The sequence below is a fragment of the Janthinobacterium sp. 61 genome (genome assembly GCF_002846335.1).
Taxonomy (GTDB): Bacteria; Pseudomonadota; Gammaproteobacteria; order Burkholderiales; family Burkholderiaceae_D; genus Janthinobacterium.
Genome location: NZ_PJMQ01000001.1, coordinates 1,732,774 through 1,756,846 on the forward strand (window position 1 = coordinate 1,732,774; position 24,073 = coordinate 1,756,846).

General features: G+C 61.8%; 20 protein-coding genes. 6 read left to right on the forward strand and 14 right to left on the reverse strand.

The features are described 5' to 3' along the window. Positions 1–71: 71 nt before the first annotated feature. The 5 genes from CLU92_RS08010 to queE form a co-directional block, all read right to left on the reverse strand. On the reverse strand, positions 72–1,229 hold the full coding sequence (locus CLU92_RS08010; RefSeq protein ID WP_101481444.1) for a hemin-degrading factor: 1,158 nt from the start codon (positions 1,227–1,229) through the stop codon (positions 72–74). A gap of 61 nt (positions 1,230–1,290) precedes the next feature. Beyond that, complete coding sequence (locus CLU92_RS08015) at positions 1,291–3,654, reverse strand: TonB-dependent hemoglobin/transferrin/lactoferrin family receptor (RefSeq protein WP_101481445.1); 2,364 nt, start codon at positions 3,652–3,654, stop codon at positions 1,291–1,293. Between the two features lie 235 nt (positions 3,655–3,889). Continuing rightward, positions 3,890–4,399: a tRNA adenosine(34) deaminase TadA gene (gene tadA, locus CLU92_RS08020; protein ID WP_101481446.1), complete on the reverse strand. Its 510-nt coding sequence runs from the start codon at positions 4,397–4,399 to the stop codon at positions 3,890–3,892. Next, positions 4,392–4,838, reverse strand: coding sequence for a 6-carboxytetrahydropterin synthase QueD (queD, locus tag CLU92_RS08025; protein ID WP_035819191.1), 447 nt, complete (start codon positions 4,836–4,838; stop codon positions 4,392–4,394). The genes tadA and queD overlap by 8 nt, the downstream gene beginning before the upstream one ends. A 9-nt stretch (positions 4,839–4,847) precedes the next feature. Then, on the reverse strand, positions 4,848–5,483 hold the full coding sequence (gene queE, locus CLU92_RS08030) for a 7-carboxy-7-deazaguanine synthase (RefSeq protein WP_101484557.1): 636 nt from the start codon (positions 5,481–5,483) through the stop codon (positions 4,848–4,850). Between the two features lie 288 nt (positions 5,484–5,771). Here queE and CLU92_RS08035 point away from each other — a divergent pair, with 288 nt between their 5' ends. The 4 genes from CLU92_RS08035 to CLU92_RS08050 all read left to right on the forward strand — a co-directional run bounded on the left by CLU92_RS08035 (position 5,772) and on the right by CLU92_RS08050 (position 14,263). Further along, complete coding sequence (locus CLU92_RS08035) at positions 5,772–6,662, forward strand: sensor histidine kinase (protein ID WP_101481447.1); 891 nt, start codon at positions 5,772–5,774, stop codon at positions 6,660–6,662. A gap of 90 nt (positions 6,663–6,752) precedes the next feature. After that, positions 6,753–7,739 carry a diguanylate cyclase gene (locus CLU92_RS08040; RefSeq protein ID WP_257561024.1) on the forward strand — a complete coding sequence of 329 codons (987 nt, stop codon included), beginning with the start codon at positions 6,753–6,755 and terminating at the stop codon, positions 7,737–7,739. A 153-nt stretch (positions 7,740–7,892) separates the two neighbouring features. Continuing rightward, on the forward strand, positions 7,893–10,769 hold the full coding sequence (locus CLU92_RS08045; protein ID WP_101484559.1) for a pitrilysin family protein: 2,877 nt from the start codon (positions 7,893–7,895) through the stop codon (positions 10,767–10,769). A gap of 659 nt (positions 10,770–11,428) precedes the next feature. Continuing rightward, positions 11,429–14,263 carry a TonB-dependent receptor gene (locus CLU92_RS08050; RefSeq protein WP_166674774.1) on the forward strand — a complete coding sequence of 945 codons (2,835 nt, stop codon included), beginning with the start codon at positions 11,429–11,431 and terminating at the stop codon, positions 14,261–14,263. 52 nt (positions 14,264–14,315) lie between these two features. Here the strand turns inward: CLU92_RS08050 and CLU92_RS28200 are convergent, their stop codons facing one another. Genes CLU92_RS28200 through CLU92_RS27730 form a run of 3 tightly spaced genes read right to left on the reverse strand, consistent with a single transcriptional unit; the run spans position 14,316 to position 14,748 of the window. Next, on the reverse strand, positions 14,316–14,438 hold the full coding sequence (locus CLU92_RS28200) for a hypothetical protein (protein ID WP_257561025.1): 123 nt from the start codon (positions 14,436–14,438) through the stop codon (positions 14,316–14,318). Then, the gene (locus tag CLU92_RS28205) at positions 14,416–14,562 is read right to left on the reverse strand and encodes a hypothetical protein (protein WP_257561026.1); all 147 of its coding nucleotides are present in this window, start codon (positions 14,560–14,562) and stop codon (positions 14,416–14,418) included. Before CLU92_RS28205 ends, CLU92_RS28200 begins: the two co-directional genes overlap by 23 nt. Before the next feature lie 21 nt (positions 14,563–14,583). Next, entirely contained in the window at positions 14,584–14,748 is a 165-nt protein-coding gene (locus CLU92_RS27730; protein ID WP_180338458.1) for a hypothetical protein, read from the reverse strand. Between the two features lie 103 nt (positions 14,749–14,851). Here CLU92_RS27730 and CLU92_RS08060 point away from each other — a divergent pair, with 103 nt between their 5' ends. Continuing rightward, complete coding sequence (locus tag CLU92_RS08060; RefSeq protein ID WP_101481449.1) at positions 14,852–17,194, forward strand: M28 family metallopeptidase; 2,343 nt, start codon at positions 14,852–14,854, stop codon at positions 17,192–17,194. Positions 17,195–17,209: 15 nt separating this feature from the next. Here CLU92_RS08060 and CLU92_RS08065 read toward each other — a convergent pair whose 3' ends face one another. Both CLU92_RS08065 and CLU92_RS08070 read right to left on the reverse strand, forming a co-directional pair. Continuing rightward, positions 17,210–17,464 carry a hypothetical protein gene (locus CLU92_RS08065; RefSeq protein WP_101481450.1) on the reverse strand — a complete coding sequence of 85 codons (255 nt, stop codon included), beginning with the start codon at positions 17,462–17,464 and terminating at the stop codon, positions 17,210–17,212. 20 nt (positions 17,465–17,484) lie between these two features. Continuing rightward, a complete protein-coding gene (locus tag CLU92_RS08070; RefSeq protein ID WP_101481451.1) occupies positions 17,485–18,270 on the reverse strand; it encodes a DNA/RNA non-specific endonuclease in 786 nt (261 codons plus the stop codon). Positions 18,271–18,509: 239 nt separating this feature from the next. Here CLU92_RS08070 and CLU92_RS08075 point away from each other — a divergent pair, with 239 nt between their 5' ends. After that, positions 18,510–19,037: an SRPBCC family protein gene (locus tag CLU92_RS08075; RefSeq protein WP_101481452.1), complete on the forward strand. Its 528-nt coding sequence runs from the start codon at positions 18,510–18,512 to the stop codon at positions 19,035–19,037. A gap of 59 nt (positions 19,038–19,096) precedes the next feature. Here CLU92_RS08075 and CLU92_RS08080 read toward each other — a convergent pair whose 3' ends face one another. The 4 genes from CLU92_RS08080 to CLU92_RS08095 are packed head-to-tail and all read right to left on the reverse strand — an operon-like array spanning position 19,097 to position 23,939. Then, positions 19,097–20,110: a response regulator gene (locus CLU92_RS08080; protein WP_101481453.1), complete on the reverse strand. Its 1,014-nt coding sequence runs from the start codon at positions 20,108–20,110 to the stop codon at positions 19,097–19,099. Further along, entirely contained in the window at positions 20,103–21,200 is a 1,098-nt protein-coding gene (locus tag CLU92_RS08085; protein ID WP_101481454.1) for a hybrid sensor histidine kinase/response regulator, read from the reverse strand. Before CLU92_RS08085 ends, CLU92_RS08080 begins: the two co-directional genes overlap by 8 nt. Before the next feature lies 1 nt (position 21,201). Then, positions 21,202–22,545 carry a sensor histidine kinase gene (locus CLU92_RS08090; protein ID WP_101481455.1) on the reverse strand — a complete coding sequence of 448 codons (1,344 nt, stop codon included), beginning with the start codon at positions 22,543–22,545 and terminating at the stop codon, positions 21,202–21,204. Beyond that, positions 22,545–23,939, reverse strand: coding sequence for a bifunctional 2-polyprenyl-6-hydroxyphenol methylase/3-demethylubiquinol 3-O-methyltransferase UbiG (locus tag CLU92_RS08095; RefSeq protein ID WP_101481456.1), 1,395 nt, complete (start codon positions 23,937–23,939; stop codon positions 22,545–22,547). The genes CLU92_RS08090 and CLU92_RS08095 overlap by 1 nt, the downstream gene beginning before the upstream one ends. Positions 23,940–24,073 lie beyond the last annotated feature (134 nt).

Consider the following 24,073-nt stretch of genomic DNA (forward strand, 5'->3'; position numbering starts at 1 on the left):
TGCGGAAGTCGAACTGAAGTGTTGCCGCGCCGGTACGCAGGGCGGCAACGGTACAGTCTCAACGGTGCTGCTTACTTGGCTTTTGGCAAGGAATCGGCCAGATCCACCCACGCTTGCGGCTGCGGCTTGCCCCGCTCGCGCACGCCGAAGAAGGAGACCACTTGCGTGCCGTCGTTGTCGAAGAATTCGACGGAAGTAACGCCGCCACGCTTGACGACCCAGCCGCTGCGCAGGGCCGTGTCGCGGATGTGCAGGTTGAAATCCGGGTCCAGTACATTGAAGAAGCCGCCGGCGGCCATGGTTTTCTCGATCTTGCCGCTGTAGATCTGCGTCAAGCCTTCATTGCCCAGGAACACCATGATGGCGACCTTGTCCTTGGCCGCGTTTTCCAGCAGAGTGCGCAGCGCTTGCGGCGTCACGCGCTCGACCACGCCGGCCGGTGCCAGGCGCAGCGCCTGTTCGCGCGTCAAATGGAATTCACGCATGATTTGCGCAAACTGGTGCACGTCCGTCATGTCTTTCCAGGCCAGCTGGAATTCCTTGACGTCGATCTCGGCATCGGGCTTTTCCGCCGCTTTCGGCGCCACGGTCAGCACGTTTAATTCCCCGCTTTGCTGGGGCATGCGGAAATTTGCCACCAGCTTGTCGTAGACGGCCACGCCCGCGGCACTGCGCACATAAATCTTGTGCACGGCCGTGCCGTTGGCGTCAAAAAATTGCAGGCTGCGGGTGGGCTTGCCGTCGCGGCCCGCTTGCTCCACGGCAAAGGCATATTTCCAGTGTTCAAAGTGGAAACGCAGGTCGATCTGACCACCCAGGTAGCCGCCCGCGATATTGCGCTGGCGCGCTTCCGTTTCCGGGTCCTGCTTGGCATCGGCCTGTTCCGACTTGTCGCCCGCCTGCTTGAACTTGCTGGCGACGCCCGTCGTTTCGATGACGCCGTTTTCATTGCGCGTGATGGCTTGCACGAGGCCCAGGTCCAGCGCGGCGCGCATGATTTCGCGCGGCTGGTTGCCATCGGCCTGCAGGCGCGTGACGCCTTTGCCGATGTTGGTTGCCAGCAATTGCGCTTCCGACACACCCAGCGCACGGGCCGCATCGCGGATCTGCAGCTTCGGCTGCTCCGTGCGCAAGGTGGACCAGCGTTCCGCCAGGGTCGCTGGGGCCGCGGTCGCGTTTGCAATCAGCAGGCTGCCTAGCAGGGATAGAACGAGTTTGGATAACTTCATAGAGAGACCATTCAATCAAACATGGAAAAAAGAGGGGCAAGCACCCCTCCCCCGGTAAAAATCAGAAATTGACGCTGAGGTTGGCGGCGACGTTGCGGCCAGGCTTGGCGTAGCGCTCGATCTCGGCGCGGCTGGCGGCCGTGGTGCCGGCGGACAGGCTGCGCGCAGCGGCGTAATCCCAGTACTTGCGATCCGTCAAGTTGTACACGCCAACGACGATCTTCGCGTTCTTGTGCACGTTCCAGTAAGTCGACAAGTCGAAGATGGTGTACGACGGCACGGTGAAACGCTGCGCGGTCGTGCCCGTCAGCAAGTCATTCGGCGCCTGTTTTGCGCCCGCATGCACGGCCGTCAGGGCCAAGCCGAACAGCTCGTTCGCATGGTCGTAGCCGAAGGTCAAGGCCGACTTGGCCGGCGCCACCGAGGCCAGGCCGCCGCTGTCGCCCGTCAGGGTATTGAAGGAGCGGCCCTTGGCCACGCCCGTGCCCAGGTCGACGTGGTAACCCTGCATGGCTGGCGCCCAGGCGCCCAGCTCCACGCGCAAGGTCAGCTCGGCGCCCCAGGTGCGCGCATTGCCGATGTTTTCAGGGCGGAACAGGCCCTGGGTGATGGTGGGATAGTTGACCGGGTCATCTTCCTGCATCACATACTCGATCATGTTTTTGTATTCCGTCTGGTAGACGGAGGCGTGCATGCTCAAGCCCTTGACGACGTCGCCCTTCAAGCCCAGTTCATAGGCCTGGCTGGTTTCCTTGCGCAAATTCGCATTGCCCAGCACGGCATAACCCTTGCCCGTGCCCGTATAGCTGATGGAATCATAGGTACCCGTGCGTTCGGCCGCCGTCGGCAGGCGCGTGCCGCGCGTCACGGTGGCGTAGGCATTCATTTGCGGCAAGACTTCCACGGACAGGCTCAGGCTGGGCGTGAAATAGGTGTCGCTCTGCTTGCGCACTTCCTTGGCTGCGCCCGGTACACCGATGGCGTAGCGTTGCAGGTTTTTCGGTGCGTCCTTGCGGTAGTCGGCACGCAAGCCCGGCGTCAGCACGGCTTTCTTGCCAGCAAGATCAAAGCTGAGGTCGTCGCGCACGTACAGGGCCAGCTTGGTCGTGTCCATGTCGGCCATGCGGTTCTTGTTGGTGATCTGATGCTGGCCCGTGGCGATGATGAGACGGTCTTCACGCCACGGACGGCCCGTTTTCAGCTGTTCCAGCTGCACGCCGTACAGCAGCGCGTTGTCGGCGTTAAGCTGCTTGAACGCTTCGGACGTGACGCCGATGCTGTCGTTCTTGAAGCTGGTGTCGATCGAGCGCTGCGCCGGGCTGCCAAAGGTGTAGACGCCTTGCGTCTTGTCATCGGTTTTCGCATTCTGCAGATACACTTTCGACGTCAGGCGGTCGAACAGGGCGAAATCCTTGAGCACCACATCGTGACCCAGGCTGACACGCGTGCGCCTGGTGGTGGAATCCTGCTGCACGCCTGTCGGATAATATGTGCTGACCTTGCTGCGCAGATCGCGCTTGTTCTTGCGCTCGAACATGTCGACCGTCAAGTCGAGCTTTTGTTCACCCGGCAAGGTCCACACGAGCTTGGACAGCAAGGCATTCGAATGCCAGTCGTCGGGGTTGACGGGCGTGGTGCCGCGGCTGTCCGTCTGCTCGCCATCGCGGTGCACGTAGACGGCCAGGCCCTGCAGCTTGTCGCCGATCCTGGCGGCGCCCGTCAGGGTGTGCGCATTGCTGCGATCGGCCGTGGCGCGGCCGTATTTATAGGAGACATAATGATCCTGCCCCTCTCCCAGGTAATCCTCGGGCGACTTGGTGATGAAGGCCACGCCGCCGCCCAGGCCCGGATTGGCGCCGCTGGCGGCCGTCGTGCCCGAATCGATGCGCACTTCGCGGAACGTTTCCGGGTCAAAATAATCACGGCCCGTGGCGAAGGCGTTGAGGGTGTTGCCGTCCGGCTTGGGCGCCGCGTCGGGCAGCGCAATGCCATCGAGCTCCAGGCTGACCCGATTGCCTTCCAGGCCGCGAATGTTGTAACCGCTATTACCCGAACCATCCCACACGCTGCCGCTGCCCGAGGCGGCCGCTGGCGCAGTAATCAAAGGCAGGTAGCGCACGATGCCGCCCATTTCCGTGACATTGCGACGCTCCAGGTCGTCCGCCGTGACGAGCGTCCTGGTACCGGCGCGGCGTTCATAGTCCTGCTTGGCATTCACGACGATTTCCGGGAAGACAGGCAGCTTGGCCGGTTCCTGCGCCGCCGTGCCCGCGTTGATGGCGGCGTTTTGCGCAGCGACGGGCAGCAGGGGCGCGGCAAACAGGCCCAGCAGGGCGGCACGCAGCACCAGGTTGTGGCGACGGTTTGGCAGGTAAACTGGGGGTACGACGGGCGCAGCGGAGCGCTGCAGAAGCACTGTAGTCATGATGATCCGGTTTAAGAGTGGAAGCTGGCTCTTGAACCCGGATCGATAACGATGCGCAAGGGAAGTTTGCTGGCGAAAACAATACTGTAACACGAATCATTCTCATTTGAGAATGGCGAAGTGGTCTAGACAGATGTTATTTCGCAACAGTTGCAAAAATGCCAGCCGGAGTGGCTGGCAAGGCATGGCTTATTACTGGCAAGGCCGTGGCGGCCCTGCCCTGTTCCGGAAAATGCTAGCCCGTCGGATTGGCCAGCTTGCGCGCTTCCGCCTGCGCGCGGCGGCGCTCGGCAAAGAAACGCTTGAGGAAGGCGCCGCACTCGTCGGCCAGCACGCCCCCTTCGATCGCCGTCTGGTGGTTCAGCGCCGGCTGCTCGAACAGGTTCAGCACGGAACCACAGGCGCCCGTCTTCGGGTCGCCCGCGCCGTACACCACGCGTGCCAGGCGCGCATGCAGCATGGCGCCCGAGCACATCACGCACGGCTCCAGGGTCACATACAGTTCGCAGCCGGGCAGCCGGTAGTTGCCCAGTTTTTCGGCAGCGGCGCGCAGCGCCATCACTTCCGCGTGCGCCGTGGGGTCGTGGCGGCCGATGGGCTGGTTGTAGCCCACGGCGATGACTTCCCCATCCTTGACGACAACGGCGCCGACGGGCACTTCGCCCAGGTTCCACGCGTGCTGGGCCTGCTCCAGGGCCAGCTGCATGTAGCGCGCGTCCTGCGCGCTAGCGTGCGTTTCAGTCATCGGTCACTTCTGCCCAGCAATTCGGCGTTTCATGCAGCACCAGTTTATGCAGGTGCAAGCCCGTGCCGAAATGGTCGGTAAACGCCGCTTTCAGGATCTCGAAGGCGATACGGGCCAGGTTTTCCACTGTGGGGATGCGGTCGATGACGACGGTTTTATGGTCAGGCAGGCTGGCCAGGAAGTCGCGCACGGCCGTATCCTTTTCATAGACGAGGAAGGCGTGATCCCACACATCGACCAGATGCTGCTTGGCGAGGGTTTTCACGTCGGAAAAGTCCATGATCATGCCATTGTCGGAATTGCCTTCCGCTTCGATGACCTTGCCGACCAGGGTGATTTCCACCGTGTAGCGGTGGCCGTGCAAGTTGCGGCACTGGCTTTTATGGTCGGGAATGCGGTGGCCCGCGTCGAATTCGAGCTTGCGTGTGATAGTCAGCATATTGTTTTGTTAAGGGATTTGCAGGAGTTTATGGGTTTGCAGGCTCAGCTTCCATTTCGGGTTGCTTTTGCACGTCTCGATGGCCAGCTGCATGTTGTGCGCGGCCAGGGGGCCGTCCATCGCTTGCACGAAGAAGTTCTCGAAGTCGAGCCCTTCGTAGGCGGCCAGGTCTTGCTGGAACTGGGGAATGACGACCTTGATCTCATTGCCTTTGTGCACCACCAGGGTGGAGCCCATCTTCGGGCTGACACAGATCCAGTCCACGCCGGCCGGCACGGGCAAAGTGCCGTTGGTTTCGATGGCGATCGTAAAGCCGACCGCATGCATGGCGTCGATCAGGGCCGTGTCCAGTTGCAGCAGCGGCTCGCCGCCCGTAAACACCACGTATTTGCTCGGTGAGTAGCTGGCCGGCCACAGGCTGTTGATCAGCGCGGCCAGTTCCTCGGGCGTCTTGAATTTGCCGCCCAGTTCGCCGTCCGTGCCGACGAAATCCGTGTCGCAGAACTGGCACACGGCCGTGGCGCGGTCGCTTTCGCGGCCCGTCCACAGATTGCAGCCGGAAAAGCGGCAAAACACGGCCGGACGGCCTGCGTGTGCACCTTCGCCCTGCAGGGTGTAAAAAATCTCTTTGATGCTATAAGTCACTGTATTTCCTAAGAGCTGGCTGGCGTCCTCGCGCAGGGCGTACGCAGCGATGCCGGCGCACAGCGCCGTCACCGCAAAAGCCGATTGACAACCCTCTATTATATGCCGCCACGACACTTCCCGTGCAAATGCCTTGGCCGCCACCTGACGCTGCGACACCAAAGGGCAAGAAAGCTCCAGCGGCAGACCTACCTGCGCAGCTTTTGCGCTTAGACAACACAAATAGCCCAAAGATAATATATTTTCTGTAATAACATTGCCTGATGAGAACATTTTGGGAGCGAGTAAATGATGCAACGCTGGTTACTCCTGCCGTACCGCCTGAGCATCCTGGCCTGTCTGGCGGCCGGCGCACTCGCTACCCTGCACACCGTGCCGATGCTGCAGACAGACACGCCCGCCACCTTGATGGCGGCATGTGATGCCCTGCTGGGTGCGCTGACCCTGCTGCTGTGGCGCCAGCACCGCCTGGCGCTGCGCCTGCAGGTGCAGGAACAGCTGCGTGCGCACGCCGAGCAGACGCGCCTGAGCAATGAGCAGTACAAGGCCCGCGAACAGGAACGCCTGCGCATCGGGCGCGACATCCACGACGACCTGGGCCAGCATCTGCTGACCCTGAAAATCGACCTGTCCATGCTGCTGGCCAACACGCATGGCGCGACGCCCCAGCTGACACGACACCTGGCCGTGATGGCGCACAATGTCGACCTCAGTATTGCGGCGCTGCGCCGCGTCATCCACGACCTGCGCCCGCCCGCCCTCGATGCTGGCCTGCAAGCAGCGTGCGACGGCTTGCTGGTGGACTTTCAGCGCAGCACGGGCATAGACTGCAGCTGCGATTACCGGCTCGACGCCGCCGCCGGCTGCGCGCACGGCCCCTTGCTGTACCACGCGCTGCAGGAAGCGCTGGCCAATATCGCCCGCCATGCTCACGCCACGCATGTTCAGCTGCGCCTGCAGCAAGCAGGCGCCACCCTGACTTGCCGCATCCGCGACGACGGCGTCGGGCTGTCAGGCTCGCCGCCACGCCTGGGTCGCGGCCTGTCCGGCATGCATGAACGCGTGGCCGCCGCTGGCGGCAGCCTGCACATCGACAGCCACAGCGGCGCCGGAACCACCTTGCACCTGTCGCTGCCCCTGCCAAGCTGCTGCCAGGACGAAGCGATGCTGCATCGCTGAAAATATTGCTCAAGATCAACACCGTCTTTTCTTCACGCTGCAACATGGCCTAAGAGCCCGCCCCCATTCACGCCCAAGAAGGATGCATACATGCCGGATAGCCATGCACATGCCAGCGCATTGCCCTGCGAAGTAGCCCAGGGTTTCGCCGTCAAGATGATGGAATTCTTGGTGGTGCCCACCTTTGTCCTCGATGTGCACGGGCGGGTGATGATCTGGAACCGCGCCTGCGAGCAGCTGACGGGCGTGCCGGCGGCCGAAGTGCTGGGCATGCGTGAGCCGGGCCGCTGCTTTTACAATGACGAGCGCCCCACGCTGGCCGACCTGCTGCTGGCCGGGCGCGGCGCCGACATGCGCGCCCTGCATCTCCAGCAGCAATACCGCAGCAGCACGGGCAGCAATCTGTGCGCGGAAAACTGGTGCGACATGCCGCGCACGGGGCGCCGCCGCTACCTGGCCGTCGATGCCAGCCCCATCTACGGCAATGGCGACGAACTGATCGCCGTGGTCGAAACCCTGCGCGACATGACCGATGAAAAGCGCGCGCAGGTGGAGCTGGAACGCCTGGCCACGCGCGACGGCTTGACGGGCCTGGCAAACCGGCGCTGCTTCGATGACACCATCCTGGCCGAATGGCAGCGCGCCCGGCGCCAAGGCCAGCCCCTGTCGCTGCTGATGGTCGATGTCGACAACTTCAAGGAATACAACGACAGCCACGGCCACCAGGGTGGCGACCTGTGCCTTCGCAAGGTGGCCGGCGCCGTGGCCAGCGAGATGCGTACAAACGACCTCGTGGCCCGCTATGGCGGCGAAGAATTTGCCGTCATCCTGCCGAACCAGTCGCTCAAGGGCGCGGCCATCGTGGCCGAACGCATCCGCCAGCGCGTGGAGCGGCTGCAACTGCCGCGCAAGCGTCCCGACGGCGCCTGCGTCACCGTCAGCATCGGCGCCGCCACGGCCCTGCCCGGCCCCGGCACGGAACTGGGGCAGCTGATCCACACGGCAGACTGCGCCCTGTACCGCGCCAAGCACCTGGGCCGCAACCGCATCAGCCTGCCGGCAACGACGCTCCCGTAAGCACCCGCCCCAGCGGTCGGCCTTGCCAGTTCCTGGCGCAGCGTTGACGGGCCAGCCCTGACCTGCCAAAACACTTGCCCCTATGCACGGCGGCATGAATATTCTATGCTGCGGCGTTGCACTTTCCACATTCCAAAAAAAGAAGGAGCCTTCGTGTCAAGAATCATGCCCACTTTATTACCTGCTTTCGCCCTGGCCCTGTCGGCCATGGCATCGTCGAACCTGGGCGCCGCGCCCGTGAAGCCGACCGCCGCCCACAGCGCTACCGCCAGCAAGGCCGATTTGCTGCCATTCAAGGCGACGGAAAAGACCCTGGCCAACGGCTTGAAAATCATCATCGTGCCGACCGGTTTCCCCAACCTGGTCTCCTTGCAAATTCCCGTGCAGACGGGTTCGCGCAATGAAGTCGAGCCGGGCAAGTCCGGCTTCGCCCATTTTTTTGAACACATGATGTTCCGCGGCACCAAGGCCTATCCGCCCGAGAAATACCAGGAAGTCATCACCCGCGCCGGCGCGCGCCAGAACGCGTATACCAGCGACGACTTGACCAATTACCACACCACGTTTGCCAAGCAAGACCTGGAAACCGTGCTGAAGGTGGAGGCGGACCGCTTCCAGCACCTCGAGTACGCGGAAGATGCGTTCAAGACGGAATCGCGGGCCGTGCTGGGCGAATACAACAAGAACAGCGCCAATCCCGTCTCGAAACTGTTTGAAGTGATGCGCGACAGCGCCTACACGACGCATACCTACAAGCACACGACGATGGGTTTTATCCAGGATATCGAAGACATGCCGAACCAGTACGCATATTCGAAGGTCTTCTTTGACCGCTGGTACCGTCCCGAGCGCACCACCATCATCATCGCCGGCGACGTGGAGCCGCAGCAAGCCATCGCGCTGGTGGAAAAATACTGGAGCGGCTGGCAGCGCGGCAAACAGCAGGCGGCCGTGCCCGTGGAGCCCAAGCCGCACGGGCCCGTCTACAAGCATGTGGCCTGGCCTACGCCGACCCTGCCGTGGGTAGCCGTGGGCTTCCACGCGCCCGCGTTTTCCGTGAAGGACAAGGACCAGGCGGCGCTGGCGACCCTGCTGTCGCTGTCGTTCGGCCGCACCTCGCCGCTGTATAAACGCCTGGTGCAGAATGAACAGAAAGTCGACCAATTGTTCGACATGACGCCGGACCGTGTCGACCCGACCCTGGCCGTGCTGGGCGCGCGGGTGAAAAACATCGATGACGCCGTCTACGTGCGCGACGCCATCCTGGCCACCGTGGCGCAGCTGCGCGACACGCTAGTGAGCGAAAAAGACCTGGCGGATGCCAAGTCAGCCGAAAAATATGGTCTGATCCGCACCTTGGACAATACCGAGCAGATCGCCGGCACCCTGGCTTCCTTCGTGCATTTCGACCGCTCGTATGCCACCCTGAACCAGTACTACCGCCTGATCGATACGCTCACGCCGGCCGACCTCCAGGCGGCCGCGCGCAAATACCTGACGGATGACGGCCTGGTGGTGACGACCCTGTCGCACCAGCCGATGGCGGCCGCGATCGCCACCACGCCGAAGCTGGCCAGCCTGCTGCCGGCCGCCTCGAACGCCAAGTTCGACGTGCTGGTGCAAAAGTCGGCTCTGCCGCAAATCCGCTACAAGCTGCTGTTTACGGCCGGTTCCGCGCAAGACCCCAAAGGCAAGGAAGGCCTGGCCGCGCTGACGGCCGCCATGGTGGCGTCCGGTGGCTCGTCCGAACGCAAGATCGACGAAGTCAACCAGGCCCTGTTCCCGCTCGCCGGCAGCTTCAGCCAGCAGACGGACAAGGAAATGACGACGTTTACGGGCTCCATCCACAGGGATAACTGGACGCAGTTCAACGCCATCGCCCTGCCACTGCTGCTCTCGCCCGGTTTCCGCGAGGATGACTTCCGCCGCCTGAAGGATGCGCAAAAGAACGCGCTGTTGCTGGACCTGAAGGACAATAACGAAGAAGAGTTCGCCAAGGAGCGCCTGCAAACCAATGTGTATGCGGGTACGCTGTATGGCCACCCGGTGCTGGGCACGGTGGCAGGCATCGACGCCATCACCCTGGACGATGTGAAACAGTTCTGGAAGAGCGCGTATGCGCAGGGCGCCGTCAAGGTGGGCATTTCCGGCGATGTGTCCGACGCCATGACGGCCTCGCTGACGCGGGCGCTGGCAAGCTTGCCGGCCGGCCCCGGCTTGCCAGCCACCGCAAAACCCGCGGGCCGCAAGGCACAGGGACTGGAAGTGGAAATCATCGAAAAGAACACGCGCGCCACGGCCATCTCCTTCGGACTGCCGCTCGACGTGACCCGCACGCACCCGGACTTCCCCGCCCTGTGGCTGGCGAAGACCTGGCTGGGCGAGCACCGCGCCTCGAATTCCTATCTGTACCAGCGCATCCGGGAAATTCGCGGCATGAACTATGGCGATTACGCGTACATCGAAGCCTTCCCGCGTGGCATGTACCAGTTCTTCCCGAACCCGAACCTGGGCCGCAAGGCGCAGCTGTTCGAAATCTGGATACGCCCCGTGGCGCCGGACAACGCCCACTTCGCCCTGCGCGTGGCCCTGACGGAATTGGGCAAGCTCATCGACAACGGCTTGACGCAGGACGATTTCGCCACCACGCGCGACTACCTGATGAAAAACGTGTTCGTCATGACGTCGACGCAAGACCAGCAACTGGGCTATGCGCTCGATTCGCAATGGTATGGCACGCCGGAGTTCACCAAGCTGATGCGTGATGGCTTGACGAAACTGACGCTGGCCGATGTCAACCGCGCCATCAAACAGCATCTGTCGGCGAAGAACCTGTCCGTGGTGATCGTCGCCAAGGATGCGGCCGGCCTGAAGGAAAAACTCGTCAGCGACGCGTTTTCTCCCATCAAGTACGACGGCAACAAGCCGCAGGCTCTGCTCGATGAAGACAAGGTCATCGGCGCGATGAAGCTGAACATCAAGCCGGAAGCGGTCACCGTGACGCCAACTGCACAGGCGTTCGCCAGGTAACCGCGACAGAAAAATAACGCACAAAGTAAATGCAGTCATGGCCGCCAGCATAAAGCTGGCGGCTTTTTTTATGCACGAAAATGGCGCACCGCAGCATCCATTGGCGATTATTTGCCGATATTACCTCGCCTAGCCGGGTGCGTCATAGAGCTTCCGTCGCCGCACCAGAACGGTGCATTTGCAACATATTACAAATGTAAAAATTTGCAACTTGAATGGACATCCGCAAAACAGGAAAAAAATATTTTCAAGCGGGAATAATTTAAATTAATCCTTAAAAATCAATAACTTAAAAAGTTAATGGTGCATTTATGACATTGCTACTTTTGTAATTTCTGGATATTTCCTAGCATAAAATCTTTTACCTGCCATCAATTTTTTACCGAATATGTAAGCATAAAAATAATCTAGATAAACTGTTGTGTCAACGTGACAATGTTGAAAAAAAGCATGGCGCAACTTTTCCGAAAATGTTTTGATAAAGGTCTAGGCAATACTGTTTATACGGTTTTGCAACAAAAATCGCTCAAGCGATCCACTAGACCGGGAAAGTCGCGCATCGCACAACGATGCCCGACCATGTGTTCAGCAGTTGAAATTCGATGGAGAATATTTTGCTTAAAAAAATAGTCTTAAAACAAAGTGTGATCGCAGTCGCCTTGACCTTATCTTCCTCGCAATTAGTCTACGCGCAGCTGGCACCACAGGAGCCGGCGCTGCAAAAAATTCTCATTACAGGTTCGAACCTGAAGCGCGCCGACAAGGAAGGCACTTCCCCTGTCGATGTGATTACCGCCAAGGATATCAAGGACAGCGGCGCATCGACCGTTGCCGAATTGATGAAACTGGTGCCATCCATGGGCACCGACACCAATCAGGACCAGCTCGGCGGTTCCGGCTTTGCCAAGGGCGTCGCCACCGCCTCGCTGCGCGGACTGGGTTCAAGCTCCACCCTGATCCTGCTGAACGGACGGCGCATGACGCCATCGGCCTACGCCGACCCGAACAACGGCAACTCCACCCTGTATGACTTGAACAGCATCCCGCTGTCCGCCCTGGACCGCGTCGAGATCCTGAAAGACGGCGCTTCGGCCGTCTACGGCTCGGATGCCATCGGCGGCGTCATCAACTTCATCACCAAATCGAATTATCGTGGCGGCCAGATCGCTGGCAATGCTGGCACCAACGACGATGACCGGTTCCGCCGCAAGAATGTGAGTGGTTTCTTCGGCACGGGCGACTTGGACACCGACGGCTACAATATCTTCGCCGCCGTCGACTTTTCCGAGCGCGACCGCGTGGCACGCCGCGATGCAAAGGACATCGCTTATTCAACCTACCAGGACTTGAACGGCCGCTTCCGCTCCAACTACTCGAGTTCCATCTCGAAATACGCAACGGTCTACCGCGAATCGTCGCCAGGCTCGCGCAACTTCGGCGTGACGCAAGCGAACGCGCCACAGCGCGTGACGTTCAATCTGGGCTGCGACCCGTCGGAACGCATTACGGGGGGCACCAAGGATGGCTTGCTGCCAACGAGCATCCTCATTGGCCGCACTTTCTGCAACTATGATGCAGATAAATTCCTGGAAAGCCAGGGCGACGGCCGCGATGCCAGCGTGTTGAGCCGCGGAACCCTGAAGATCAGCAACGCCGTCACCGGCTACGCCGAAGCGGCCTACACCCGCTCCGTGCGCTCGTACACGCTAGCACCGATCACCCTGGGCACGACCTCCGTCACCAACTACATGGCGACGGGTTTGGCCGATCCATTCCAGGCCATCCTGCCGATTGGTCATCCGGACAACCCGCTGACGAATGCCCGCGCCTCGGTCGCCTACCGCTTTGAAAACCTGCGCGGCGGCTCGGAGACGACCAACCAGAACACGCGCCTGCTGACTGGCCTGCAAGGCGATCACTTCGGCTGGAGCTGGGACACCGGCCTGCTGTGGAACCGCTCCAAGCGCGATGAAACAACATATGGCCGCCTGTACCTGCCAACCTTGCGCAAGCTCAATACCGGTACCTCGCTGGCACAGCTGGCTGCCGATCCGACCATCGGCTACGACCCGCAAAGCGTAGGCATAGCGGAAATCTTCCAACTCGACGGCAAGGCCAGCACGGAATTTGGCAAGCTGGGTGGCGGGGCCATGGGCCTGGCAGTCGGTTTCGAACTGCGCCGTGAAAAAATCCGTATCGATCCGGACGCAGCAGTCGCCGCCGGCCAGATCTACGGACAGTCCAATACCATTATCGACGGCCAGCGCGACGTCAAGTCGGCCTTCGTCGAACTGCGCACGCCATTCACCAAGAGCTTCGAGATGGACTTTGCCGGCCGCGTAGACAAATATCCTGGCATCAAAACCAACTTTGTGCCGAAAGTGGGCGCCAAGTGGACCGCCACGGATACGCTGGCCTTCCGCGGCACGTATGCCGAAGGTTTCCGCGCCCCGGCACTGTCGCAAGTGACGCCAGGCGGTGCACAATTCTTCCTGTCCGGCGTGTGGGATCCGAAACGCTGCCAGGAAGATGAAAGCACCCCGCGTCCGGGTGGCGTGACGGCCGACTGCAGCAAATCGATCTCTGGCGTCGGCGGTGCCAATCCGGACCTGAAGCCGGAAACGTCGAAGAGCTACTCGCTGGGCCTGATCTACTCGCCGACCTCCAACATCGACTTTGTCGTTGACGTGTACCGCGTACGCAAGGAAAAAGAAGTGGCGCTGGGTACGGCTAGCGAAGCGCTGAAAAACGAAGACCGCGCGCCGGAAAACGTCCTGCGCGATCCGAATCCAGCCAACTTCATCACCGATGCGAACGGCAATCCGATTCCCGGCACGGGCACCTTGTTGTCGGTCAAGACTCCTTGGTCCAACCAAGGTTCGACCGAACTGCGTGGCGTGGACTTTGAAACGCGTCTGCGCAACAAGCTCGGTGAATGGGGTTCGCTCAGCACCGCCTTGCGCGGCACCTACGTCTACAGCTACAAGCTGGAGCAGCACGAAGGCGACACGGTCAGCAATGTGACCGGTACCCGTCCAGGTCTTTACGACTGGCAACTGTCCACCGGCACCGACATGCCGAAGGTCAAGGCTTCGCTGACCACCAACTGGACGCGTGGCGACCATAGCGTTAACGCCTCGCTGAACTTTGTTGGCAGCGTATCGCTCAAGCGTAACCGCGACGGCGCCGAGATCTACGACCAGCCTTTCTGCTACTACGGCACGAAGAAGCCAACCGATGCGGCGCCGGATCGCAATACCACGATCCCTGGCTATGAAGCGGCCTTCCCTGACTGCAAAGTCGCCAGCTGGACCACCGTGGGTCTGGGCTATACGTACACCGGCTTCAAGAACCTGAGCCTGGGCATCAACATCCAGAACTTGTTCGACAAAGCCGCACCGTACGATCCAGCGTACCCACTTGAGGGCTACAACGAAGGCTTGCATAACGCCTACGGCCGTTACTTCACCTTCAATGCGCGCTACACGTTTTAATTAACAGCACGCAAGAGACCAACGCCTCCTTCGGGAGGCGTTTTTTTTGCCACTACTCGAATGGATTGGCCACCGTCGTCATCTCGGGCGGCGGCAGCTGGTCGGTCAGCACCTGCTTTTCCAGCTGCGCCAGCACGTCGCCCAGCAGTTTTTTACAGCTGCCTGACCGTGGCAAGAACCGGTTTGTCCAGGGTCTGGTCGATGTCGCCGCTGATGCCGTCGACACGGTTTTCGATGCTCAGGCCGCCGATGTCGCGCACATCGCAGCATGGGCATACAGGACGAATTTCTTTGCTCAATGGGATTTCCTCTCAAGGGGATTATTTCGTGGGCTTGCCATGAATCTTGGGCAAACTCGGCATGTGCTGCTTTTTCTGCCGCGCCAGTGGCGGTAGCTGATGAAAACCGTCTTCGTCACGCCAGCGGCGCAGGCCGTTGCCAGGTAAGGTCGGTCTGGTATTCAGCACGGCCAAACGCGCCTTCAAGCGGCAAATCCTGGCCTTGGTCGCAAAGTGTCATCTTGGCAATCTGCTTATCCCCATAATGTTTTTCGATTCTTCCCGAGTAAAAACCATGACAAGGATATCCATGCATCTGCTCCATCCCCAGCTTTACGCCAGTTGCATCCTCGCCGTTGCCGCGCTGCCTGGTGCCCTGTACGCCCAAACCCCGGCCCTTGCGGGGCATTGGCAATTCCGGACGGCGACGGGCACGACAACGACGAATGGCGGCGAAGTCGACCTGATCGACACGGGCATACTCGACATCACCGAAGACCAGGGTAGCTTGCGCGCGACGATATCCTGGCTCGACGAGCGTGGCCAGCTTACCTCGCCGCGCACGGTCAATGGCACGCCCGGCCCCGCCGGCACCGTCTTCAGGCATGGTGGCAAGCGGATCAGCACGGGGAGAGACGGCAAGGAGGTGAGCACCGAGGTGACGATCCGCTGGACCTTGCAGGCCAAAGGCATGGTGCTGAGCGGCGAACGCCTGGTCGAAACCGATGAGAACGAACCCAAGCCTGTGACGGGAACGCGGCTCACGGAGAGCTATGTGCCGCCGGCGCTGCCGGCCGCACTGCCGGGAACTGCGGCAAGCGCCACCGCGCGCGGCCCTTCCACGCCGGCCGAACGCGCGCGCGTGGTGGAGATGGCAAAAGCGGCGCAGGACGATCCGCAGGCGCTGCAGCAGCGCGATGGCGCCTGGCTCAGCGCATGGATCGATGCCATTCCCGACCTCACGTTTGGCGCCAGCATGCCCGATGACTGGCTCAGCACCGCCCCCACGCCGGCCACGCGCGAGGCGCTGCGCTTCCAGTACCTGGCCAGCGTGATGGCCTTCCAGATCGAACACCCGGAACAGGCCCGGCAGAAAGGGGAATGCGACCTGGCGGGCATGCGGGGCGTGCTGCGCGCCTACGACACACTGCAGCGCCAGGATAGCCGCTACCGTTCCGCAAAGCTGGACGCGGCGCTGGCGGCGCGTCAGCAAGGCAGGCTGCCCGCCTTCCTGGCTACGCTGTCCGGCAGGAATGCCAGCATCAAGGCCACGCCATCACCCTCTGGCGACGCCACGGCGCGCCGGATTGTGGCGCTGGGCACCAGCGACCCGCGCGCCATGGACTGGCTCGACATCCTGAGCAACCGCTTCGGCGGCCGCATGGCTGGCAGCGATGCCTACACGCATGCGGCGCAATGGGCACACAGGCAACTGCGGCAATGGGGCGTGCAGGCCGAATTGGAAGAAGCCGGCGACATGCCCGTCGGCTTCAACCGCGGCCCCTGGACGGGCAAGATGCTGGCGCCCCAGGAACAGCCCTTGCGCATGGCGACGCCCGCCTACTCGGCCGGCACGCGTGGCGTGCAGCAGGGCCTGGCCACTCTGGGACCGGCCACCCTGGAAGAGGCGCAGGAGCGCGCCGCGCAATTCAAGGGGAAATGGGTACTGATTGGCGGCGAAAGCGGCGGTGGCGGGCGCGACGGCAAGACGATCCACAAGCCCAGGGCCATCACCCGGGTGTTGATGGAGGCGGGCGCCCTCGGCACCATACAGGCTGGCGAAGAACCACTGTATGCCGCCAGCGCGGCGCCTGCCACCTGGGCGACCCTGCCCACCCTGCCCGACATCAAGCTGGCCGCGCCACAATACGCAGACATCCGCCAGCGCCTGGCGCGCGGTATGGCGGTCACCCTGGAGTTTGATATCCGCAACTGGTTCTATCCGGGGCCGGTGACGTATCACAATGTGGTCGCCCACATTCCGGGCACGGAAAAACCGGAGGAAATCGTGCTGATCGGCGCCCACCTCGACAGCTATGATGGCGGCACGGGCGCGGCCGACAATGGCGGCGGCGTGGCCACCATGCTGGAAGCGATGCGCCTGCTAGCCAAGTCCAATGCCAGGCCGCGCCGCACCATCATGCTGGTGGCCTTTGGGGCGGAAGAAATCGGCCGCAAGGGTTCGTTCGCGTTCGCCGAACGGCATGCGAGTGAATTGAAAAATATCGTCATGATGCTCAACCGCGATGGCCGCCCTGGCGCCATCGACGGCATCGCGATTCCCTCGGCCTGGAAACCCGTGTTTGGCCGGGTCGAACAGGCCCTGCAAGACGTCCATCCCCTGTTCGGCTTCGCCACGAGCGTCAATGACGTGCCGCGCGACGCCAGCAAGGCGATGAACGCGCGGGCAGGCAGCGATGACGCCGTCTTCAGCCTGCATGGCGTGCCGACGCCGAAATTTACCGTGCTCGGCGATTTCGACTATGCGCGCGTGCATCACACGGTGCTCGACACCTATGAGAGCGTGCTGCCTTTCAGCTCGGCGCAGCAATACTCCGCCATCGCCATTGCCCTGACCGCCTATGAGGTCGCGAATGCCCCGGAAGAGATCAGCCGGAAGGGCTACTATCGTGCCGCCAGTCCGGAAAAATAGGTGCCGGCCCCAACGTCACTCGAAGGGATTGGCCACCGACGTCACCTCGGGCGGCGGCAGCTGGTCGGGCAGCGCCTGCTTTTCCAGCTGCGCCACCACGTCGCCCAGCAGTTTTTGCAACTGCCTGGCCAGGGCCAGGCCAGGCTTGTCCAGGGTCAGGTCGATGTCGCCGCTGATGCTGATGCGGTCAACACGGTTTTCGATGGTCAGGCCGCCGATGTCGAGCACATCGCTTTCATTGGCATACGGGACGAATTTCTTTGCGCACATGGGATTTCCTCTCAAGGGGATTATTTCTTGGACTTGCTATTAATCTTGGGCAAACTCAGCATGCGCAGCTTTTGCTGCCGCGTCAGCGACGGTAGCAGATCGATGCCTATCCTGTCTTCCAGTTGCGCAATGCTCAGCACCTCATACGCCTTGGTATCGACGTTTTCAATGAAGTAGGCGGCGCCGACGCGCTGGCGCGGGCTGTACACGGCCTTGTACAGATGGCTGGGCACGATGACTCTTCCCACCTTGCGCAAGTTCCCGCCAATAAAGGCCGGTCCCGTGATGACGTACAAATCGCCCTCCTTCTTCGCCATCTTGCGCACGGCGCCTTCGATGCCGGCCCACACGTAGCGGTTGTTGCGCGCGTCCTGCGGCACCATGTTGGCCAGGGTAAAGCTGTCGCGCTGGCTTTGGCGGTCCGGCATGTCGCCGTTCGGTGCCATATGGCCGCGGTCGAAGCCGCTGCGCGCATAATCGGCCAGTTCGGCGCGCTGGGCGGCGGGCAGCTTGCGTTCGGCATGGAAGGAATTTTCGCGCGACAAGTCCTGTGCCGCTTCCAGGTTGTTCACTGTCAAGTGTTCAGCCGACCACAGGGGCGTGCGCGTAATCCCCGAATGCATCACGCCAAACACGTTGTAGCACAGTTCCTTTGTCGCCACGTCCAGCTTGGGGTTGGTAATTTCCGGCTTGCGGCCATCGACATAATGGGCAGGACAGGCATCGGCATGCGCCAGGTTCGCGGCAAAGGCGGAAGCCAGCAAGCCACACGCCAGGGTCAGCCTGGCGATCGATCGTTGAATCATATTTCCCTAATTGAAATCTTTGCAGGACAGCATTCTAGCGGACGGCGGTCCTCGCCACAAACCTGCACAAGGCAGGCGTGCGCGTGTACAGGCAGCGGTGAACGCAGGTGCAGGCGGGCGTGCATGCGGCCCTGCGCAGAGGTGGCGCAAATAAAGGCCAACAGGCTGCGCACAGCCATTCATATCTGCTAAGATTGCCTTGATTTGTTCGCATCGACCATTCAATATTTGGAGAGCATATGATCAAAAAAACCCTGCTGCTGATCGTTGTCGTCGTCGCCGCCATCCTCGGCTATGCCACCACCAAGCCCGATACCTTTAGTGTCCAGCGCGAAATCACCATCAAGGCCCCGCCCGAGAAAATTGCTGGCCTGATCACAGACTTCCATTACTGGGCCGCCTGGTCGCCGTGGGAAAAGCTCGATCCCGCCATGCGCCGTACCTTTACTGGCCCGGCCAGTGGCCTGGGCGCGCAATATGCGTGGCAAGGCAACGACAAGGTGGGTGCCGGCCGCATGGAAATCACGGAAGCGGCCCAGCCCGAGCGCACCGTCATCAAGCTGGACTTCCTGAAACCGTTCGAAAGCCATAACACCACCACCTTCAGCATGACACCCGGGGGTGACGGCACCAAGGTGAACTGGACCATGACAGGCCCCAGCCCTTACGTCAGCAAGGTCATGACGGTCTTCGTCAGCATGGATAAGATGATCGGCAAGGATTTTGAAAAAGGTTTGACCAACCTGAAGGCGGCTGCGGAACAATAAGTTCAACCCTTAACCGCCGCCGACAGGGCCACATGGCCCTGTTTTATTTTTGCGCCCCGTCAGAACTGCTCGATCCAGGCCGCCAGGTGGTCCGGCGTGAGCGCCGGTTCAGCCTGCACCACCTTGCCCTGCAAGCCCAGTTCCGTCTTGCTCAGTTGCAGGGACCAGCCGCGCCGCGCCAGCCACAGCAAGCTGGCCAGCCAGAATGCGTGGATGGACGAGACGGGCGTGGTGGTGGGCGTTTCCAGGAATTCCGTCAGCAGACGTCCGTCGAGGAACAGCGCCGTACCGCCCTGGTTTTGCAGCGCCGCACCAAACGCGGGCAACAGCATGTCGATCGCTTGCTCCACGCCGCGCCCCGGATGCTCGCGCTCGAGCGCGTCGAGCTGCTGGCGCACGGCGGCGGCAAAGGCGGTGCCGCGGAAGGCTTCCGAACTGACCAGGTCGGCATAATCCATGAGCAGCCAGTCCGGCTCGGGCGGCGTAACGCCGGCCGTCAGGGCTGCCGACAAATACGCTTCCACGGGCAGCTGCTGTTCCGGACCGGCCAGGCTGGCGCACAAGGCGTACAGGGTGCCGATGCGGTTGGCCACGGCTTGCCGCTGGCGCACCATCAGCTTTTCGCGCAGCAACTGCGCGTGTTCATTGCGCAGCCGCGCCAGCTCCAGCGCCTGCTTCAATTCCATGCGCAGTGCCGCGATATCCCACGGCTTCTGGATGTAGCGGTGGATCTGGCCCTGGTTGACGGCTTCCACCGTGTGCTCCAGCTCGGAATACGCGGTGGTCAAAATGCGCACGATATGCGGATGGCGGTCCCAGGCGTACGACAGCAGCTCGTTGCCGTAGGCGCCGGGCATGCGCTGATCCGACACCAGCACGGCGATGCGGTCGGCCTGCTCGTCGAGAATGCGCTTGCCCTCCTCGACCGAGGTGGCCGTCAGCACGTGGGCCAGCGGCGCGATGGCGCGCTGGAAGTATTTGAGGGCGTTGGCCTCGTCATCGACATAGAGTATCGTCGGCAAGCCTTGCGTCGGCTCACGCTGAGCCGGCAAACGCAGATTGGCGTCAATCATGCTCGTTCCTTATATGTACTGGAAAATTCAGGGTTACCGTGGTGGCACTGCCAAACTCGGAGGCGATATCGAGGTTGCCGCCGAACGATTGCATCATGCGGTGGCAAAAAACCATGCCCCAGCCCTTGCCTTCATTGCCGCTGGCACCGACGGGGTCGATCAACAGCTGCGCAACAATCTCGGGGGCAATACCGGCGCCATTGTCGCGCACCGTGATGCGGCCGGCATCGATGCAGATGCCGATCGCAGGATGGGCGTGCTCACCGGCCGAGCGCAAGGCGTTCGCCAGCACGGACGATAAAATCAGCGCGACGCAGTTGGGTGACTCGGCAATGGCGAAATCCTCGCCCTGCTCGACCGTGATGGCGGCGCGCTGGGCCGGGCTCAAGGGATAGCTTTCAAGCAAGACGGCCAGCAGCTGGCGCGCGCTGCCGGCGCTGCGTCCACCCTGCATGCCGGGCCCGGCGCTGGCCAGGCGCACCGTGTCGACGAAGCTGGCCAGCACGGACAGACAATAACGCGCATTGTCGTGCATCAAGGTGGCCGCTTCGCCGATCTCCGCTTGCGGTGCAGCGTCCGTCTGCGCTCGCCGCGCGATGCCGCGCGCAAAATTGGCGATGGCCGCCAGCGGCGTGTTCAATTCATGCGCGAGAAAGGCCAGCGATTCTTCCATCGCCACCAGCCCCTGGCGGCGCGCCGCGCGCTCGCGTCCCGTCTGCACGGCCAGTTGCAGCGCCGTTTGCATGGCGGGCAAGTCGAGCGGCTTTTCCAGCAGACGGAACAGCGCTCCGCCGTTGATCAGTTCCAGCAACACTTCCTTGTCCGCGTAGGCCGTCACCAGCATGCAGACGATATGCGGATAGCGTTGCGCCACTTCCTGCAGCAACTCGCTGCCCAGGCGGTCCGGCATGCGGTAATCGGTAACGAGCACGTCGATGCGGGCGGCCTGGTCTTTCAGCAAGGCCAGGGCCGCATCGACGCTCTGCGCCGTCAGCACGCGGTAGCGCGGGCCGACGGCGCGTTCGAAATACTTGCAGGCGAGCGCTTCGTCATCCACGTACAACACGCTGGCGCGGCTATCGTTATCCATGTTAACGGCCCTCCCAGTCGGAGCGCTGCAAGTCGAAATTCATGCTGGCCCATTGGCCCAGCTCGCTTTCGGCGCTCAGGGTGCCACCATGGCGTTCGATCACGCCATAGCTGATGCTCAGGCCCAAGCCCAGCCCCTGGCCCACTTCGCGCGTGGTAAAGAACGGTTCGAACACGCGCGCCAGGTTTTCCGGGGCGATGCCGGGGCCGTTGTCGCGCACGCTGATGCGCAGACGCTTGTCATCCCAGCGGGCCGTGATGCGGATCTCGAATGGTGGTGCATTACCCTTGCGCATGGACAGCACGGCGTTGCCCAGCAAATTGATCAGCACGCCCACGATGGCCGCCTCGTCGCCGCGCACCAGGGTGTCGACCGGCAGGTCGTGGCTGATGCTGACATTCTTCGTTTCATGCCCCACCAGGCGGATGGCCGCGTCGAGCGCACTGCGAAACTGGAAGTGCCCCGTTTCCAGCTGGTTGCCGCTCTTGCGGTAGGCAAAGGTCTTCAAGTCGGACACGATGTGCTGCACGCGCAGCATGCCCTGCTTGGCGTCGGCCAGGCATTCGCTCACCAGCGCGCTTTGCTGGGCGGCCGGATCTTCGATGGCCACCTCGATGGCCATCATGCAGAAATTCACGGGATTGTTGACTTCATGCAGCATGCCGGCGGCCAGGGTGCCGATGGCGGCCATTTTCTCCTGCTGCAGCATCTGCCCCTTGATATCGGCCAGGCTTTTATTGGTTTCTTCCAGCTGCGTGTTCTTTTGCGCCACTTCCGCCTTCAGCTGGAACAGCATGAAGCGGGCCCGCTCATTGAAATAGGTGAAGACGGCGCTGATGCTGGCCGACATGATGAGAAACAAGCAGTTGACGACAAAGGTGTCCGGCAAGTTGAAGCCGCCTGCATGCCAGGCGCAGGCAGCCACGTACAGCAGACAGGAGATGGCGCCGAAAACCATGTTTTGCCACAAGCCGAACGCCAGCACGATGCCCGACGAATAGATGGCCAGGGTCATGCCCACGTAATAAATCGAGGTGGCGCCTTCCGTGACGGCGATCATCCATGCGATCATGATTTGCGGCAGGATCAGCCACACAAAAGTCAGTCCCTGGATGCGGTCCTGCGCCCAGCGCGTGCGCATGGCCAGCACGACGCAAAAGATCAGCGCCGACACGAGGATGCGCGCACTGGTGAAGGCCGACTGCTTGTCGGGATACAGGGCCAAATCGAGACCCACGCCCAGCAGGATCAGCACGATGCCCGTGTAGGCTCCGCCGCGGCTGAATTCCAGCCGGAAGTCGCGCAGAACGGCCGCGTAGCCGGCGTGCAGGCCTGGAGTATCCATCAAGGAATGCTCACTTCTGCAAACACATTCACGCCCGTGGCGTCGACATAGATTTTCGGTTCTTTCGCGTGTTCGGGTAGCAAGGCCGACAAGCCCGCTTCATTGCGATAGATCAAATGCCACTCCAGCAAATGCTCCATGCCGAACTTGCCCGGATTGTCAGCGTGCACATTGGTGACGAGCAAACGTCCGCCCGGCCCCACGCGCGAGGCGAAGTGCAGCAGCAGGCGCGCGCACACCTTGTCGGACAGGTAATCGAACAGGCCGGCGCAATACACGGCGTCGAAGCTGCCGGGCGAGCCCGTGGCGCCCGAGCCGTGGCGGCGCTTGAGCAGGTTGTGCACGGAATCATGCACATAATCGATCTCCACCACACGTCCCGTGCGCTGCATGATGGTGCTCAGGCGCGCGCGCGTCCAGTCCAGCGTCTCGCTGCTGAAGTCGACCAGCTCGAAGGCCAGCCATTGCGCATCGGGGCACGTTTCCAGGAAACGCTGCACCTCGATGGCCGGGCCGCAGCCCACGTTGAGCACTTTGTAGACGCACCCGGCAACACGCGCCTCGGCCGCTTTCTGCGCCAGGAATTGCGTCAGTATATCGATGCGGTTGCGGTGCGCCGTGGCGACGGCCGCCTGCAAAAAGGCCGCGTTGACGATCTGAAAATAGGTGCTGGGACCCTGGCGCGGATCATCCAGCAACTGGTTGACCATCTGGTAATCGCCCGCATAGCCGAGCGGTTTTGTAAACGTGCGGAAGACGAAGGGCGCGCGCAGTATCAGCGGGTGCAGCGCCGCCTGGGCGAACGCACGGTGGGCCGGCGCCCGCTCTTCCTCGACGAGCGAGGCTTCCACCTCGAGCTGGCGCAAGTACAACTGGGTTTGCTCCATCAGCGGAAAGGCCAGTTCATCGAAGATGTCGGCGCGCAGGCGGCCGTTTTCCTTGGGCAGCGAATCGGACAAGTCGACCTGCTCGACCCAGCGCGCCACTTCCGACAAAAAGGCGCGCATTTCATTGACGACGATCTGGTAGTCGCGGCGGATGCGGAAGCGCTCGCCCCAGCCGGCGACAAAGGCGCTGGACTCTTTCGCCACGGCGCCCTTGACTACGACCACGTCGCTGAGCTCGCGCCACTCGTCGATCAGGGTCACGGAAACGATGGCGGTCAGGCCCGTATTGACGCTGCTGATGACGACAGCCTTGCCGACGTAGGCGTTCTTCGCCCCCATGCGCACCGTCACGTCATTGAGCACCTCGCTGACCTGCACAATCGAGTATGGATTGTAGATTTCCATGACCAGCGAATTGCGCTGCAAGTTGAAAATCGTACCGCGCACCGCCTCACCCTGGGTGTTGCGAAAACTGACGACTGGATCGATCTGCGATTGTGAATACACGATTGAGCATTATCAAGTTACCCGGTCTCCGGCGCACCACGTTGGGGACGCCAGTTTCCAGGCTGGGTTAAGGCACGGCACACCGGTCGTCTGCCGCCGGCCCGCCATCGAAATGGCGGCGTTGCGGCGTCGCG